This is a genomic window from Phytobacter cepae (assembly GCF_054165735.1).
Map to the genome: position 1 here is coordinate 4719457 of NZ_CM135107.1, position 15815 is coordinate 4735271.

The 15815-nt window shown below is 53.4% G+C and carries 13 protein-coding genes; 8 read left to right on the top strand and 5 right to left on the bottom strand.

The genetic code is table 11. The annotated features are described in order from the left end of the window. Nucleotides 1–242: 242 nt before the first annotated feature. The gene (kdgT, locus tag ACUY4Q_RS22130) at nt 243–1241 is read left to right on the top strand and encodes a 2-keto-3-deoxygluconate transporter (protein WP_458044796.1); all 999 of its coding nucleotides are present in this window, start codon (nt 243–245) and stop codon (nt 1239–1241) included. 189 nt (nt 1242–1430) lie between these two features. Here the strand turns inward: kdgT and ACUY4Q_RS22135 are convergent, their stop codons facing one another. Together ACUY4Q_RS22135 and crfC are read right to left on the bottom strand one after the other, a co-directional pair. Then, entirely contained in the window at nt 1431–2309 is an 879-nt protein-coding gene (locus ACUY4Q_RS22135) for a diguanylate cyclase regulator RdcB family protein (protein ID WP_458044797.1), read from the bottom strand. After that, nucleotides 2306–4660, bottom strand: a complete 2355-nt coding sequence (crfC, locus tag ACUY4Q_RS22140) for a clamp-binding protein CrfC (protein WP_458044798.1) — start codon at nt 4658–4660, stop codon at nt 2306–2308. Before crfC ends, ACUY4Q_RS22135 begins: the two co-directional genes overlap by 4 nt. Before the next feature lie 610 nt (nt 4661–5270). On the opposite strand from crfC, the gene ACUY4Q_RS22145 reads away from it, so the two are divergent. Further along, on the top strand, nt 5271–5606 hold the full coding sequence (locus ACUY4Q_RS22145) for a zinc ribbon domain-containing protein YjdM (protein ID WP_458044799.1): 336 nt from the start codon (nt 5271–5273) through the stop codon (nt 5604–5606). Between the two features lie 14 nt (nt 5607–5620). Here the strand turns inward: ACUY4Q_RS22145 and yjdP are convergent, their stop codons facing one another. Further along, nucleotides 5621–5947, bottom strand: a complete 327-nt coding sequence (gene yjdP / locus ACUY4Q_RS22150; RefSeq protein ID WP_458044800.1) for a DDRRRQL repeat protein YjdP — start codon at nt 5945–5947, stop codon at nt 5621–5623. A gap of 85 nt (nt 5948–6032) precedes the next feature. Then, entirely contained in the window at nt 6033–6488 is a 456-nt protein-coding gene (gene rpiB, locus ACUY4Q_RS22155; RefSeq protein WP_458044801.1) for a bifunctional allose-6-phosphate isomerase/ribose-5-phosphate isomerase RpiB, read from the bottom strand. 363 nt (nt 6489–6851) lie between these two features. On the opposite strand from rpiB, the gene ACUY4Q_RS22160 reads away from it, so the two are divergent. From ACUY4Q_RS22160 to alsK, 6 genes are all read left to right on the top strand, one after another. After that, a complete protein-coding gene (locus tag ACUY4Q_RS22160; RefSeq protein ID WP_458044802.1) occupies nt 6852–7742 on the top strand; it encodes a MurR/RpiR family transcriptional regulator in 891 nt (296 codons plus the stop codon). Between the two features lie 97 nt (nt 7743–7839). Further along, the gene (gene alsB / locus ACUY4Q_RS22165; protein ID WP_458044803.1) at nt 7840–8775 is read left to right on the top strand and encodes a D-allose transporter substrate-binding protein; all 936 of its coding nucleotides are present in this window, start codon (nt 7840–7842) and stop codon (nt 8773–8775) included. 85 nt (nt 8776–8860) lie between these two features. After that, nucleotides 8861–10393 carry a D-allose ABC transporter ATP-binding protein AlsA gene (alsA, locus tag ACUY4Q_RS22170; protein ID WP_458044804.1) on the top strand — a complete coding sequence of 511 codons (1533 nt, stop codon included), beginning with the start codon at nt 8861–8863 and terminating at the stop codon, nt 10391–10393. Next, nucleotides 10372–11352: a D-allose ABC transporter permease gene (alsC, locus tag ACUY4Q_RS22175; protein ID WP_458044805.1), complete on the top strand. Its 981-nt coding sequence runs from the start codon at nt 10372–10374 to the stop codon at nt 11350–11352. Before alsA ends, alsC begins: the two co-directional genes overlap by 22 nt. Nucleotides 11353–11463: 111 nt before the next feature. Beyond that, entirely contained in the window at nt 11464–12159 is a 696-nt protein-coding gene (gene alsE, locus ACUY4Q_RS22180) for a D-allulose 6-phosphate 3-epimerase (RefSeq protein WP_458044806.1), read from the top strand. Further along, entirely contained in the window at nt 12143–13087 is a 945-nt protein-coding gene (gene alsK, locus ACUY4Q_RS22185) for an allose kinase (RefSeq protein ID WP_458044807.1), read from the top strand. The genes alsE and alsK overlap by 17 nt, the downstream gene beginning before the upstream one ends. Here the strand turns inward: alsK and ACUY4Q_RS22190 are convergent. After that, entirely contained in the window at nt 13041–15605 is a 2565-nt protein-coding gene (locus tag ACUY4Q_RS22190) for an ATP-binding protein (protein ID WP_458044808.1), read from the bottom strand. The two genes, alsK and ACUY4Q_RS22190, sit on opposite strands and share 47 nt — an antisense overlap. Nucleotides 15606–15815 lie beyond the last annotated feature (210 nt).

A 15815-nucleotide genomic window follows, 5' to 3' on the forward strand; every position in this document is an offset into this window, starting at 1 on the left:
TGATGAAGATAACTAAAACACTGTTTTATTTTCATTGAATCGATATTCCAAAGATCGCATCATACCCCCAGACATAACGCCACTAAGGATTATGAGATTCATAGCCCGACGTTTTCCCGGTGCCTGACAGAGAGGAAAACGTGAATGGTAAAAAGACCTTAGTGGTTTAACCCTTTGAATATCTAACAGTTACTTTCTGGTTTTTCTCGGTCATTCCGTATGATGAGAAGTGAGGATTTATTATGAAGATCAAAGCCACCATTGAACGAATCCCTGGCGGGATGATGTTGATACCCCTGCTCCTTGGGGCAATCTTAAATACCCTGGCACCGAATACCGGGGCTTATTTTGGCTCCTTCACCAAAGGAATGATTGGCGGTACGGTTCCCATTCTGGCTGTATGGTTCTTCTGTATTGGTGCGTCCATTGATCTGCGTGCGACGGGCACGGTATTGCGTAAGTCCGGTACGTTGGTGGTAACTAAAATCGCCGTCGCCTGGCTGGTGGCGATGATTGCCGCCTCGTTTATTCCTGAAGGCGGCATTCAAACGGGCTTCTTTGCAGGGATCTCCGTACTGGCTATCGTCTCTGCAATGGACATGACCAACGGCGGCCTTTACGCCAGCCTGATGAACCAGTATGGATCCAAAGAAGAATCGGGTGCATTCGTGCTGATGTCACTGGAGTCAGGTCCGTTGATGACCATGGTGATTCTGGGTTCTGCAGGCCTCGCCTCATTCGAACCGCATCACTTTGTGGGCGCCGTACTGCCGTTCCTGATTGGCTTCGCACTGGGTAACCTTGACCACGATCTGCGCGCGTTCTTCAGTAAAGCAACCCCTGTTTTGATCCCTTTCTTCGGTTTCGCGTTGGGTAACACCATTAACCTCGGCGTGATCCTCGATACCGGTTTACTGGGTATCTTCCTCGGCGTTGCGGTCATCATCATCACGGGCATTCCGTTGATCATTGCCGATAAAGTTATCGGCGGCGGTAATGGTACAGCAGGTGTGGCTGCATCTTCTGCGGCGGGTGCAGCGGTGGCCAACCCGGTCATCATCGCCCAGATTAACCCGGCGTTTGAACCGGTAGCGGCTTCTGCAACAGCATTGGTGGCAGCGAGTGTGATTGTGACTGCGATTCTGGTGCCGATTATTACCGCGCTCTATGCGAAGCGGTTCGGCAATATTCCGGTAGCGCAAAAAGTTGAAGAGAAACCGGTCGAGTCCGTTGGCCACTAAAATCGGTTTTACCTCTGAACGGCGAAGCTGATACGAAGAACCTTTTCACCTTGTGGAAAGGTTCTTTTTTGCTATTGAGGGGGTTACTTCTCACAGGGGTCAGTGGCTTTTTGGCGGAGGGTGGGGATTCAAACGCAGCTGCATCCTGCAATTAGCCAACAGCGGTGGATAATTGCAGGGCACATCTTTTTACTCACCAAATATTTCGTCTACCATCGCATTCGCCAGGCGCGTAGCCGAACAAAGTCTCGGCATACCCAAGGCTACCGTTTGCCAGCTCTGGGTCACCGACCAGCAGATCGGATGACGTTCAGCGTCGCACCAGTCGCCTAACCACCCCAGCAGGTCCTTGTAATCCATTAGCCCGGGTGTTGCCGGTGTGGTCAACCATTGATGGTAAAAATAACGAGTAGAGGGAGAGGCACTGATCCCCTGCGCCAGAAACTCCGCCGCAATGGACCGCAGATTATCTTTCAGCATGGAGGCCACTTCGCGGCTGGCCAGACGGCAGGCATCGCCAAACGCGCCCCAGCGCAACTCTTCCAGCGCCACATAACAGCGTCCCGCCAGCGACCAGCCGCCATAATTGCCGGCACGCCAGCGGGTAAAAATTTGCTCACTATGGTGCCCCGCCTGGACCGTCAGGCCACGCTGGGTAAGGGCTTTTTCCTTCCAGCCCGCACGCTGGCTGAAATGCTCAATCATTTCATCGTACTGCTGCTGGTTGCTGACTGCGCCATTCATCGGGCGGCGCTCCGACGATTGCAACGCCGCCAGACGTTGCGTGATGCGCGTCAGCGCCAGATGTCCGGGATCGAGCATACTGGCCAACTTTTCCGCCAGCCCCAGGCGCAACGTATCGTTCTCATTCAGCACCCCCGACATGGCCCACGGACGCAGCTGGGTTTGGGCCATCACTTCCTGGGTTAAACGCTCACGAAACAGCTGCTGTTGGGGCACGACCTGGCTCTGGCGAGGTGCATCAACGCCCTGCACCAGATCCACGATAAATTTGGGATGGATACATTCCAGCGTCCTTCCTGGCCCTTCCAGTATGCGATTTTTCATGGTTGTTCTGCCGCGAATAGGGTTTGAATATCATCGCGTAACAGGCGTGCATCCTCCTGAATCCAGTGGGCCGTCTTGATGCATTGACGCAGTTGCTGTCGCAACGCCTGCACGGAAGATTCGTTTTGTTGCCGTATCGCCAGACTGTCACGCAAACTTTCTTGTAGCCCCGCCAGACTTAACGAGAACTCGGCAAAGAAAGTAGCCATTCCTGCTGTAACAGAAACATCGACCTGAGCCGCTAAAGCTTTACGAATTTGTTCACAAAAATGAGTAACATGCTGTGTGAGCTTCTGCTGCAAAGAGGCCACATCGATAACATAGCGGGTACGCGTGACGACATAGTCATCCCATCCCCAGCTCGGATTGTTGAGCCAGCGCGACACCGTCTCACGCACGCTCGCGGCGCGGGGCATCTGGCCAGCCGGGGTCTCTTCTGACGCGATAGCATTGCTGAAAAGCTGGCGGGTATTAAAGTTTAACGTGCTGGACTGAAAGGCCGGAAAACTAATGCGCGCACGGAATCCCGCGTGGCTTAACTCCTCTTTGATGCGCATCTCAATCGGCCGCATGGCATCGTTAAGGGAACGCGTGAGGGTATTTTCCAGTTGGTCAAAACGCAGCGCCAGCTCACGACTGATTTTTTCCTGTGCCGCCAGCAGAATAGATTCGCAGGAGGATCGCATTTTGCTCAGCACATTTTGCGCCTGCCCCTCATCCTCCAGCACCAGTTGACCCGATGAGAATTCAGCATCAAGACGTACATTCACCTGACTGTCATTAACCATATTCATCAGGTTGCCATCACGGAACCAGGCATCAATAGCGGCAATAATGTCCGTTTCCTGATTGTGAATAAACAGATTCGCGGCAGTCAGCGCTTCGTCAACTTCATGATCGATTTCATCACTAACGCTGACCTGACAGGTTTGCAGGAGCGCCATATCCTCTTCGAGGCGAGCAATGTTGTGCTCCAGGTTCTCAAACGCCACGGTCAGCCCCTGATAGCGGAAATCAAGATACTCGCGGGCGCTCTGCGCGTAATTGAGTAATTTATGCGAGGCGGAACGCAACGCATAGAGTGAGGCGTTAGCATGCGCGGCATGAAGCAACTTGCGGATCGGCTGCTCAAAAAGCGAATCTTCCCATAGCAGCTCGGCGGCGTGATGAATGTGGTCAACATCATCAAGATCGGCAGTACGCCAGCGTCGACCTAATGCCGCTTCGGCAAAGTCCTGCACCCAGCGCTGCTCTTCGGGATCCGGCAATTTTCCCGCATGTTTGATTTCATGCCGGGCACGGTTCGCCAGATAACCCCACATAGATGAGACCGGAAAGATTTGCGTCGGGTTGATAAACCCTTTCATCAGCGTGCCGGAAATCAGCGCCCGCACCTGATCTTCATCATCGCTATTTCGATCCTTCTGATCGAACTTATTGACCAGCGCATACAGCGGCACTGAACGCCCGACGGCAGAAACCGCCCGGCGGACTTCCTCGTCAGAAATCGACTTCAGTTGGGTGTAGTCCATCACCGCCAGCACGGCAGAGGCGCGCGCCAACTGCTCGTTGAGCATTTTTTGCAGGTGCGGTTGCCCCGCTTCGTTTGGCCCTGGCGTATCCAACAGGGTCAACTGGCCGACATCGTTTTCCAGCCCCGCGAGGTGAACAAACTCCACTTCGATAACGGGGATATTTTCTACTGCGGCATAAGCTGAAAAAGGAAAATCGACATCCAGCGCTTTTGATAAGCGCACTAAATCATTGAGACTTTTTAAACAATGGAAAATGGGTTGGGCACCCAAGTAATGTTTATCAAAAGCGTCGCCCTGGGTAATACGATCGAGCAGCGCACTCATGTCTTTGTCCACTTCCAGCCTTTGCGCTAATTTTTCCCGATCGAAATTAAACAGACGCGTTTGCAATTGTTGGGTTAACGCATCAATAGGGCCGACATGGGCAAAATGCAAAACCGGTTCTTTCTGGCCTGGCGTATGGCGAATCAATGTCGGTAAGGCTGTCATTGGCCGGTTACGATTTGGCAGAACTTCTGTTCCAACAATGGCATTAATGGTGGTCGATTTTCCTGCTTTCATGGTGCCGACAATCGCTAACACCATTTCCAGCCGGGTAATTTTACGCAGCTCATTATGCAGGGTGGCTTGCTGTGTCTCGATACCACGCGCACTAAAATGTAAGGGCAGAACATTTGCGTTTTCTGCTTTCTTGCCGGGAGCCACTTCATCAAGCGTTGCTAAGGGCAGGGTTTTAAGCGCTTGCAGGTTATGCAATGAGAGCTGCAACAGCCTCTCTGCTTCCTGGCTTAATTCGAAAATCGTTTGTGTGTGCATATAAAAGTCTTTCCTTAACGCAAATTTCTTACTTTTATTAAGCCGCAATGTTTTATTTGTGAAGTTTCGGCTTTTATAATTACGTGTGGAAAATATCTTGTAAAAGATAAGCGCCTGATGATTATCAGGAAATTATATGTCTCTTGAGAAACTGACAGCGTACGCCCCCGGGGCCAATAAGAGCTGGGGCGATACTGAGCGTAGCTCAATTTTAGGGGCTGCCATAATATATCGTCATTTATTTACCCCCCCAATTTGCGAGGTAATTAACTGCCTTCGATTGAAGGCTTTGCAAGGATGACTGCATGTAAGTTATTAACACTGAATGCGTCATCCCACCTTATCTGAATTGACAATGGGTGGCAATTTCAAGGCGAAAATATTCTAAATATCATTAACGATGCGATTCCACCAGATCAGATGGCCCTAGCATCCCTCACCCCAGTGACAGGTATTGTCACTGCCATCACTTTTTTATCTTTTTCTGAAAAAAAAGAATAGCAACAGCAAATGTGCGGACTTGTTGTATAATCGCGGCCTTTTCAGGCGTAACACCGCCTTTTTGGCTGGCCCGTTTCCAGCGCTGTATCGACTTTCTGAGGATATCCGCATGCAACTCCCTAACTGCCCGAAATGCAATTCCGAATACGTTTATGAAGATAATGGCATGTTCATCTGCCCGGAGTGCGCCCACGAGTGGAATGATAACGAAGCGTCACTGGACAGCGACGCGCTCATCGTCAAAGACGCCAACGGTAACCTGCTGGTCGATGGCGACAGCGTGACCGTGATTAAAGATTTGAAAGTGAAAGGCAGTTCGTCAATGTTAAAAATCGGGACGAAAGTGAAAAACATCCGTCTGGTTGAAGGCGATCATAACATTGACTGTAAAATTGATGGCTTTGGCCCGATGAAGCTGAAGTCAGAATTCGTTAAAAAGAACTGATCCGCGTTACAGCGTCAGAACTGCTCTTCCAGGCGACGCTCTTCGTCATCTAACTGACGACGCTCCCGATCAAGCTGACGCTGCCTGTCGTCAAGCTGGGCGCGTCGGTCTTCAAGCTGTCTGCGCCGCTCTTCATATCGCCTGCTCTGGTCGTCGCTTCGACGACGATCCTCTTCATAACGCCTGTCGTCATCATCACTGCTGTTTTTACCGTTCTGGTTATAGGCATCATTAATGGCGTGCTGAATATTACCAATCGCATCATCAATAACGTCTGCCTGTGCGAACGGGCTGGAGAGTGTGAGCACAGCGGTGAACAGCAGGGTTGAGAAATGTTTCATAAGCCAGCCTCAGAAATGGACTGGCTTTACCTTAATAAAGGGAGAAGGTGGCGAGTAGCGGAGGAATCCCAAACCCAGCCGCCGATTACGGCTTCTGCTGCTCTGCTTCGATTTTAGCGATAGCCGCTACGCGCGTCTGGTGTCGCCCGCCCTCAAATTCTGCCGCCAGCCAGCAGTCCACAATCATTTTAGCCAGCTCCAGTCCCACTACCCGCGAACCAAACGCCAGCACATTCGTATTATTATGCTGACGAGACAATTGCGCAGAGTAAGGTTCGCTACAGACCACGGCGCGGATGCCTGGGAATTTATTAGCCGTAATGGCGATCCCGACCCCCGTGCCACAAATCAGGATCCCCCCCTCAGCGTCCCCGGCTACCACCGCTTCAGCAACGGCGCTGGCATAATGCGGATAATCAGTGCGCTCGCCGGACCACGTTCCCTTATCGATGACTTCAATACCTTTCGCCGCCAGATGCGCCAGAATCTCTTCTTTGAGGATAAAACCAACGTGGTCACAGCCGAATGCAATCTTCTTCATCTCTTCCGCCTTGTGGGTAAGCAAACTTTACGGACCCGGTAGACTTTGTGATTTCGGACCGGTGTGAAGCACAATGAAACCGCAAAATCTCCGGGTACAGCGCTCTTTCTACACAGGCTTAGTTTACAAATCAACCCAATTTCGTGTGGATTGTGATGTAATCAATGCATCATACCTGGTAGAAAATAATATAACTAACTGTTTTAAAATGAAATAAAATGAAGTCACGTTTCACCAGTCATCGTTAAACTTCACAAAACATAAAACTTTATGAATTTTACTATTGTGTGAAGTTATCGACATATTTATGATGCGTCTTGTGGTGATATAGTACCGTCTTCACTACAAGGACAAGAGATAGCAATGAGTCAGTCAGAGTTTGATCAAGGACTCCCCAATGGCATCGGCCTCGCCCCCTGGCTACGCATGAAGCAGGAAGGGATGACCGACAACGAGAGCCGCATTGTGGATTGGTTACTCACGCCGGGTCATCTCAGCGACGCTCCCGCCATAAAAGATGTCGCGGAAGCGTTGGCCGTATCAGAAGCGATGATCGTAAAGGTATCGAAATTGCTGGGGTTCAGCGGTTTTCGTAATCTGCGTAGCGCCCTGGTCGACTACTTCTCTCAGTCCGAGCAGGTTCTCCCGGCAGAACTTGCTTTCGATGAAGCGCCGCTGGATGTGGTGAATAAAGTTTTCAACATCACACTGCGTACGATCATGGAAGGCCAGTCGATCGTAAATGTGGAAGAGATTCATCGCGCGGCGCGCTTTTTCTACCAGGCGAAGCAGCGTGATTTATACGGAGCAGGCGGGTCGAACGCCATCTGCGCCGATGTACAGCACAAGTTTTTACGTATTGGCGTGCGCTGCCAGGCTCATCAGGACGCACACATTATGATGATGTCCGCCGCGTTGTTACAGGAAGGCGACGTGGTCCTGGTGGTCTCCCACTCGGGCCGGACAAACGATGTAAAAGCAGCAGTAGAACTGGCGAAAAGAAATGGGGCCAAAATAATTTGCATCACACATAGCTACCATTCGCCAATTGCCAAAATGGCCGACTTTATTATTTGCTCGCCAGCACCAGAGACCCCTTTATTAGGGAGAAACGCATCCGCGCGGATATTACAATTAACCTTACTGGACGCATTCTTTGTATCGGTTGCCCAACAAAATATTGAACAGGCAACCAAAAATATGGAAAAAACCGGTGCAATCGTTGATTTCTTTTCACCGGGTGCATTGAAATAGAATAACGCTCAACACCAGACGTGAAGTAAACACAAAGGTTAATCCCATTCCGAATGTGGGATTAACCACAACAGTTCCCTACAATGAGAATACTGCTATGAATAAATACCTGAAAATATTCAGCGGCGCTGCTATGGGTTTAATGTTGTCCACCAGCGCATTTGCCGCCGCCGACTATGCCGTCGTTTTAAAAACGCTATCTAACCCTTTCTGGGTGGATATGAAAAAAGGCATCGAAGACGAAGCAAAAACACTGGGTGTCAGTGTGGATATTTTCGCGTCTCCTTCTGAAGGTGACTTCCAGTCTCAGTTGCAATTATTCGAAGATTTAAGCAATAAGAATTATAAGGGTATTGCCTTTGCGCCGTTGTCATCCGTTAACCTGGTAATGCCGGTTGCCCGCGCCTGGAAAAAAGGCATTTATCTGGTTAACCTCGATGAAAAAATCGATATGGATAACCTGAAAAAAGCAGGCGGTAACGTCGAGGCCTTTATCACCACCGATAACGTGGCCGTGGGCGCAAAAGGTGCGGACTTTATCGTTGAGAAACTGGGGGCTCAGGGTGGCGAAGTCGCCATCATTGAAGGTAAAGCGGGTAACGCCTCCGGTGAAGCACGGCGTAACGGTGCCACCGAAGCCTTCAAAAAAGCCAGCCAAATCAAACTGGTTGCCAGCCAGCCTGCGGATTGGGATCGTATCAAAGCGCTGGACGTGGCCACCAACGTGCTGCAGCGTAACCCGGACCTGAAAGCCTTCTATTGCGCCAACGACACCATGGCAATGGGCGTTGCTCAGGCCGTCGCCAACGCAGGTAAAACCGGTAAAGTGCTGGTTGTCGGTACCGACGGGATCCCTGAAGCACGTAAAATGGTGGATGCCGGTCAGATGACGGCGACAGTGGCGCAGAACCCGGCGAACATCGGTGCAACAGGTCTGAAAATGATGGTGGATGCCGCGAAAACCGGTAAGGTCATCCCGCTGGATAAAACCCCGGAATTCAAACTGGTTGATTCCATTCTGGTCACGAAGTAACGACATTATGCAGGTGAGTGCGGCCTGATGCCCTCACCCCGGCCCTCTCCCACCAGGAGAGGGTGAAAACAAAAGGTAATCTACTATGGTCACGCCATATATTTCGATGGCGGGTATCGGCAAATCCTTTGGTCCGGTTCACGCATTAAAATCCGTTGATTTAACTGTTTATACCCATGAAATACATGCGTTACTGGGGGAGAATGGTGCCGGTAAATCAACGTTGATGAAAGTATTATCGGGTATTCATGACCCGACCAAAGGCACCATCACCATCAATGATGTTAACTACGACAAACTCGACCATAAACTGGCAGCACAGCTTGGCATCGGCATTATTTATCAGGAACTCAGCGTCATTGATGAATTAACCGTGCTGGAAAATTTATATATTGGTCGTCATCTCACTAAAAAAGTTTGCGGCGTCAATATTATTGACTGGCGAGAAATGCGCGTCCGCGCGGCAATGATGTTATTGCGTGTTGGCCTAAAAGTAGACCTTGATGAAAAAGTGGCAAACTTATCTATCAGCCACAAACAGATGCTCGAAATTGCTAAAACATTAATGCTCGACGCCAGGGTAATTATTATGGACGAGCCCACTTCTTCGCTGACGAATAAAGAGGTTGATTATCTTTTTCTGATAATGAACCAACTGCGAAAAGAGGGAACCGCCATTGTTTATATTTCACATAAACTGGCTGAAATACGCCGCATTTGTGACCGCTACACCGTCCTGAAAGACGGCAGCAGCGTGTGCAGCGGCATGGTCAGCGATGTCTCCAACGATGACATTGTCAGGCTGATGGTTGGCCGAGAGCTGCAAAACCGCTTTAACGCCATGAAAGAGAGCACCGGTAACGTCGAGCGTGACACGGTCTTTGAAGTGAAAAACGTCACCAGCCGTGACAAGAAGAAAGTCCGCGACATCTCCTTTAGCGTAAACCGTGGCGAAATTCTCGGTTTCGCCGGTCTGGTCGGCTCCGGGCGCACTGAGCTGATGAACTGCCTGTTTGGCGTCGACAAACGCGCCAGCGGTGAAATTCGGCTTAACGGTAAGGTGATTTCGCCCCGCTCACCGTTGGATGCGTTGAAGAAAGGGATGGCTTACATCACCGAAAGCCGCCGGGAGAACGGCTTCTTCGGCAACTTCTCTATCGCCCAGAACATGGCTATCAGCCAGAGCCTGAAGAAAGGCGGCTACAAGGGCGCGATGGGGCTGTTTAACGAAACGGAAGAACACAAGGTTGCCCAGACGCAGCGTGAGCTACTGGGACTGAAGTGCCACTCCGTGGATCAAAACATCACCGAACTTTCCGGCGGCAATCAGCAAAAGGTCCTGATTTCCAAGTGGTTATGTTGTGAACCGGACGTGGTCATTTTTGATGAGCCGACACGCGGTATCGACGTTGGCGCAAAAGCCGAAATCTACAAAGTGATGCGCCAGCTGGCGGATGAGGGAAAAGTCATCCTGATGGTGTCATCTGAACTTCCTGAAATTATCGCCGTCTGCGACCGCATCGCCGTGTTCTGCGAAGGACGACTGACGCAAATCCTGACCAATCGCGACGATATGAGCGAAGAGGAGATTATGGCATGGGCACTTCCACACGAGTAAAAAGTGAAATGAGCGAGAAAAAGTCATTCAACTTCGCGCTGTTCTGGGACAGGTACGGCACGTTCTTTATCCTGGCGATTATCGTCGCCATCTTCGGCTCTCTGTCGCCACAGTATTTCCTGACGACCAATAACATCACCCAGATCTTTGTCCAAAGTTCGGTGACGGTACTAATTGGTATGGGCGAATTCTTTGCCATCCTGATTGCCGGTATCGACCTCTCCGTCGGCGCCATTCTGGCACTCTCCGGGATGGTGACCGCTAAACTGATGCTGGCGGGCGTTGATCCCTTCTTCGCTGCCGTCATTGGTGGCGTTGTGGTCGGCGGGCTGCTCGGGGCCATTAACGGCTGTCTGGTGAACTGGACCGGTCTGCACCCGTTCATTATCACGCTGGGCACCAACGCCATTTTTCGTGGCATCACGCTGGTCATTTCCGATGCGAACTCGGTCTACGGCTTCTCCTTTGATTTCGTCAACTTCTTTGCCGCAAGCGTGGTGGGCATTCCGGTACCGGTGCTCTTCTCGCTGGCCATCGCCATCGTGCTCTGGTTCCTGACCACCCGCATGCGCCTTGGCCGCAACATCTTCGCCCTGGGTGGCAACAAGAACTCGGCGTTCTACTCCGGCATCGACGTGAAATTCCACGTGCTGGTGGTATTCATCATCTCCGGCATCTGCGCAGGCCTGGCCGGCGTGGTCTCCACCGCCCGCTTAGGTGCCGCAGAGCCGCTGGCGGGTATGGGCTTTGAAACCTACGCCATCGCCAGCGCCATTATCGGCGGCACCAGCTTCTTTGGCGGCAAGGGGCGTATCTTCTCGGTGGTGATTGGCGGCCTGATTATCGGCACCATCAACAACGGTCTGAACATTTTGCAGGTTCAAACGTATTACCAGTTAGTGGTGATGGGCGGGTTGATTATTGCCGCTGTTGCCCTGGACAGATTGATCAGTAAATAACCTTTTCGTAAAAGCCGCAGGGTTCTGCCGTGTCGGTTCGCGCCTCACCAGGGAAAACGCGAACTGACGGGGTGCCTGCTGCCTAAAAACACTAAAGATTCAGGAGCTAGCATGAAAATTTCCCCGTCATTGATGTGTATGGATCTGCTGAAATTTAAAGAACAGATCGAATTTATCGACACCCACGCAGACTATTTTCACATCGACATCATGGACGGCCATTTTGTGCCGAACCTGACGCTCTCCCCGTTCTTTGTCAGCCAGGTCAAAAAGCTGGCGAGCAAACCGCTGGACTGTCACCTGATGGTGACGCGCCCGCAGGATTACATCAGCCAACTGGCAAGCGCCGGGGCCGACATCATCACCCTGCACCCGGAAACCATTAACGGCCAGGCTTTCCGCCTGATCGACGAAATTCGCCGCCTCGGCATGAAAGTGGGCCTGATCCTGAACCCGGAAACCACCGTCGATGCCATGAAGTATTACATCCACAAAGCGGACAAAGTGACGGTAATGACCGTCGATCCTGGCTTTGCCGGCCAGCCGTTTATTCCTGAAATGTTGGATAAAATTGCCGAGCTGAAAGCCTGGCGTGAGCGCGAAGGGCTAAGCTTTGAAATAGAAATTGATGGTTCCTGTAACAAAGCGACCTACCAGCGCCTGATGGAAGCCGGAGCCGATGTGTTTATCGTCGGCACCTCCGGTTTGTTTAACCAGGCAGAGCATATTGGCGACGCGTGGGCCGTTCTGGAAGAGCAAGTTCTGGCCGCGAAGAACGAGGTACATCCTCATGCACCAACAGCATAATGTGGTGGCAGGTGTGGACATGGGGGCAACCCATATCCGTCTTTGCCTGCAAACCGCAGCGGGCGACATTCTGCACTGCGAGAAACGTCGCACAGCAGAAACCATCGAACACGGCGTCGTAGCGGGCATTACCGGTCTGTTGCAGCAGCTTTTCGAGCAACATAACGCCCGCTGCTACGGTCTGGTGATGGGGTTCCCGGCGCTGGTCGGTAAAGACAAGCGCACCATCATCTCCACGCCGAACCTGCCACTGACGCCCGAATCCCTGGTGGGACTGGCGGAACAACTGGAAAGCGCGCTCGGCTGTCCGGTGGAATTTTCCCGCGACGTAAACCTGCAACTCTCGTTTGATGTGCAGGAAAACGATCTAACGGACAAGGAAGTGCTGGGGGCCTATCTCGGTACCGGCATGGGCTTCGCCATCTGGCTGAACGGAGCCCCCTGGACCGGTGCACATGGGGTGGCGGGCGAGCTGGGCCATATTCCGCAGGGCGATATGCAGCAACAGTGCGGCTGCGGTAATCCGGGCTGCCTGGAGACCGTCTGTTCCGGGCTGGCGCTGCGCCGCTGGTACGAACAACAGCCGCGTGACTATGAACTCGGTGACCTGTTTGTCCACGCGCAGGAAGAGCCTTTTGTGCAGGCGCTGTTAGACCATGCCGCACGGGCGATTGCCACCAGCATCAACCTGTTTGACCCGGATGCGGTGATCCTCGGCGGTGGCGTGATGGACATGCCCTCCTTCCCACGCGATACGCTCATTGCCGCAACACGCACGCACGTTCGCCGTCCATTGCCCTGGGAAGCGGTGCGTTTCCTTGCCGCCTCCTCCTCGGCGTTCAACGGTGCGCAGGGTGCGGCCGCCCTTGCCCGCAGCCGTTTTACGCCGCAATCCGTCGCAGTGCCTGGGCCAGTTGTACACGGGTAAACGGCTTACGCAGTAGCTCCACGTCCGGCAGCGCAGGGTTGTGCGCCGGACGTAAATCCTGGCCGCTGATGAGTAACAGCGGCAGATGCGGGTAGTGCAGGCGGGCAAAGTTAATCACTTCCGCGCCGCTGAGCCGCCCCGGCAGCATCAAGTCGCTTACCACCATGCCAATCTCCTGCGACGCCGCCAGCAGTTGCAACGCCTGTTCCCCGCACTCTGCTTCCAGGGTCAAGTACCCCAGCTCATGCAGTTGTTCGCACAGGGTCTGGCGCACATCGGCTTCATCTTCCAGCACCAGAACCAGTTTCTCCGCGCGATCCTGTTCCTGGGCGGTCTCTTGTTCAACAGGCGCAGCGACCTGCACTGACGCGCGAGGGAGTTGCAAGCGCACCGTCGTCCCCTGCCCTGGCGCGCTCTCGATCTCCACCCGCCCCCCGGACTGGCGCACAAATCCGTAAACCATCGACAACCCCAGGCCACTGCCGCTGCCCGTCTGCTTGGTGGTGAAAAACGGCTCAAAGACTCTGGCTTTCACCTCCTGCGACATGCCGCAGCCACGGTCAATGACCTCCAGCGCCACCATGTCCTGCTTACGCCCATCGGTACGGGTGACGCGCTGATTCCAGGTACGGATCTTAATCACCCCACTCTGACCGTCCATCGCGTCCCGCGCGTTCATCACCAGGTTGATTATGGCATTTTCCAGCTGCCCGATATCAATCCATGCCGGCCAGGCGGGCTGCTGGGCCTCAATCTCCAGCGTCAGCGACGACGGGAGCGAGTGGTGCATCAGCTCGCTCAGATTCTCCAGCAACGGCTGCATCTCGACAGGGTGTGGATGCAGCGACTGCTTGCGCGAAAAAGCCAGCAGACGCTGGGTCAACAAGGCCCCGCGCTCGGCCGCTTTGCGTGCGCGGGAGATACGCGGCGCATCCGGCGACTGAGGACTCACCAGTTCAAGGCTGCCGATGATCACCGCCAGCAGGTTGTTGAAATCATGGGCCAGACCGCCGGTAAGCTGCCCCACGGCTTTCATCTTCTGGCTATGCAATAGCGCTTCCTCCAGCCCTTTGCGTTCGGTTCTGTCCAGCACCACGTTGACCATGCCGCGCCCCGGGACCGGGCTGAAACGCAGCTCAATGGTACGGCTGTCAGCAAGCCTTAACTCCTGGGCTTTGGGCATCAGGCGCGACAAATTGTCCTGCACATGGCCGGGCAGATCGCCCACCTGACGAAGCAGACTCTGGTAATGCAGCCCTCGCTGTAGCGCATCGGCGGCTAACCCCAGCAGCAGCGGGTATTGCGGGTTCCACACCACCAGGCAGCCGAGGTTATCGAACAGGGCAAAACCGTCGCGCATGGCGTGAAAGGTGGTCTCCAGTTGGGTGCTTTTCTCTTTCAGCAGTCGGGAGGTGTGTTCCAGCGAGGCGGTATTGCGGGCAAAAACGTTAAACGCTCGCGCCAGTTCGCCCAGCTCATCGCGCCGTTGCAGCGCCGGGACCGAAACATCGGCTTCCCCCCGCGCCAGCTGCGTCATCGCCCGGGAGATAGCCGTCAGGTTGGAGCCCAGATTGCGATAAATATACCAACCCGCGCAGCCGGTGATGATCAGCGCCAGCAGGGCAAAGGCACTGATAAAAATGATGATGGATCGCATTTCGCGGTGGCTTTGCGCGGTACGTTGCTCTGAAGCCCGCGCCACCTGTTCAACGTAATGATTGATATCGGTATTCAGGATAGCCACCAGCGCTTTGATATGAAACATCGACCAGTTGATGGCCATATCACTCTCTTCCAGTTGCCCGGAGAGCGGGCCGAGTTGCCCGAGCTCGGTTTTAAACGCCTGTACAATGCTGCTGACCAGCGGATTGGGCGTCTGCTGCGGCAGTTGCGTCATCACCGCCGTCAGTTGCTGCACCGTGGCCGTTGGAGAAGGCGTACGAATAGCGGCATCCAGCAGTCTGTCCATCTCACTGAGCAATCGGGGGTCAGGTAAGGTGCCGCCATCCCGCTGGTTGATGATCTGCACGTGGCGCAGATAGCTTTGGTTTTGATAGAGCGAACTGAGCAAGGTATTGCGCTCCAGGTGCCGGCGCTGACCACGCTCCAGCATCTGCGTTACGCTCTGTTCCAGCTCGTTGCTGCGCAGCGTAATTCGCTCGACAAGCTGAGGTTCAAGCCGTGCCAGCGGCGCCTGAGCCAGCTGCGCCAGCGAGCGCTGCAGCGCGGTCTGTGTGGCTTTCAGACGTTCCGCTTCCCCTTTGTACTCCAGCGCCCCGACAACTTGTGACAAGCGTACCGCCGCCGTGGCGACGTTTGCCGTATCCCGCGCCAGGTTCATGCTGCCGGTCATATCATCAAGGGTTTGTTGCTGTACCTGTTCCTGAATCTGGCTGGCGTGGCGAAAGCCGAGTACCGCTACGCCACAGACCATCAGGGTCACCGCCATCACCAGCAGGTTGAAGAACAGCAATCGCCCGCGGGCGCTGGCAAAGAACGAGTTGTGCCGATAGGGCATAGCGGGCTCCGGTGTCAGTTTCTCCCCTCACCCCGACCCTCTCCCAAAGGAGAGGGAGAAAACATCCCCCGGTGGGAGAGGGCCAGGGTGAGGGCAAAGCGTGCCATTGGTAACGTTAATAAATTGTGATCTTCGTTAACCATTCCACACTATACCCAAAATAATTCGCGTTGCAGGAAGGCGGCAAGGGAGAGAGTCCCCAGGAGCTTA

What these genes read in the sequence shown, in the direction of transcription:
- kdgT (WP_458044796.1), top strand. Translation starts at nt 243, where the DNA reads ATGAAGATCAAAGCCACCATTGAACGAATCCCTGGCGGGATGATGTTG.
- ACUY4Q_RS22135 (WP_458044797.1), bottom strand. Translation starts at nt 2,309, where the DNA reads ATGAAAAATCGCATACTGGAAGGGCCAGGAAGGACGCTGGAATGTATC.
- crfC (WP_458044798.1), bottom strand. Translation starts at nt 4,660, where the DNA reads ATGCACACACAAACGATTTTCGAATTAAGCCAGGAAGCAGAGAGGCTG.
- ACUY4Q_RS22145 (WP_458044799.1), top strand. Translation starts at nt 5,271, where the DNA reads ATGCAACTCCCTAACTGCCCGAAATGCAATTCCGAATACGTTTATGAA.
- yjdP (WP_458044800.1), bottom strand. Translation starts at nt 5,947, where the DNA reads ATGAAACATTTCTCAACCCTGCTGTTCACCGCTGTGCTCACACTCTCC.
- rpiB (WP_458044801.1), bottom strand. Translation starts at nt 6,488, where the DNA reads ATGAAGAAGATTGCATTCGGCTGTGACCACGTTGGTTTTATCCTCAAA.
- ACUY4Q_RS22160 (WP_458044802.1), top strand. Translation starts at nt 6,852, where the DNA reads ATGAGTCAGTCAGAGTTTGATCAAGGACTCCCCAATGGCATCGGCCTC.
- alsB (WP_458044803.1), top strand. Translation starts at nt 7,840, where the DNA reads ATGAATAAATACCTGAAAATATTCAGCGGCGCTGCTATGGGTTTAATG.
- alsA (WP_458044804.1), top strand. Translation starts at nt 8,861, where the DNA reads ATGGTCACGCCATATATTTCGATGGCGGGTATCGGCAAATCCTTTGGT.
- alsC (WP_458044805.1), top strand. Translation starts at nt 10,372, where the DNA reads ATGGGCACTTCCACACGAGTAAAAAGTGAAATGAGCGAGAAAAAGTCA.
- alsE (WP_458044806.1), top strand. Translation starts at nt 11,464, where the DNA reads ATGAAAATTTCCCCGTCATTGATGTGTATGGATCTGCTGAAATTTAAA.
- alsK (WP_458044807.1), top strand. Translation starts at nt 12,143, where the DNA reads ATGCACCAACAGCATAATGTGGTGGCAGGTGTGGACATGGGGGCAACC.
- ACUY4Q_RS22190 (WP_458044808.1), bottom strand. Translation starts at nt 15,605, where the DNA reads ATGCCCTATCGGCACAACTCGTTCTTTGCCAGCGCCCGCGGGCGATTG.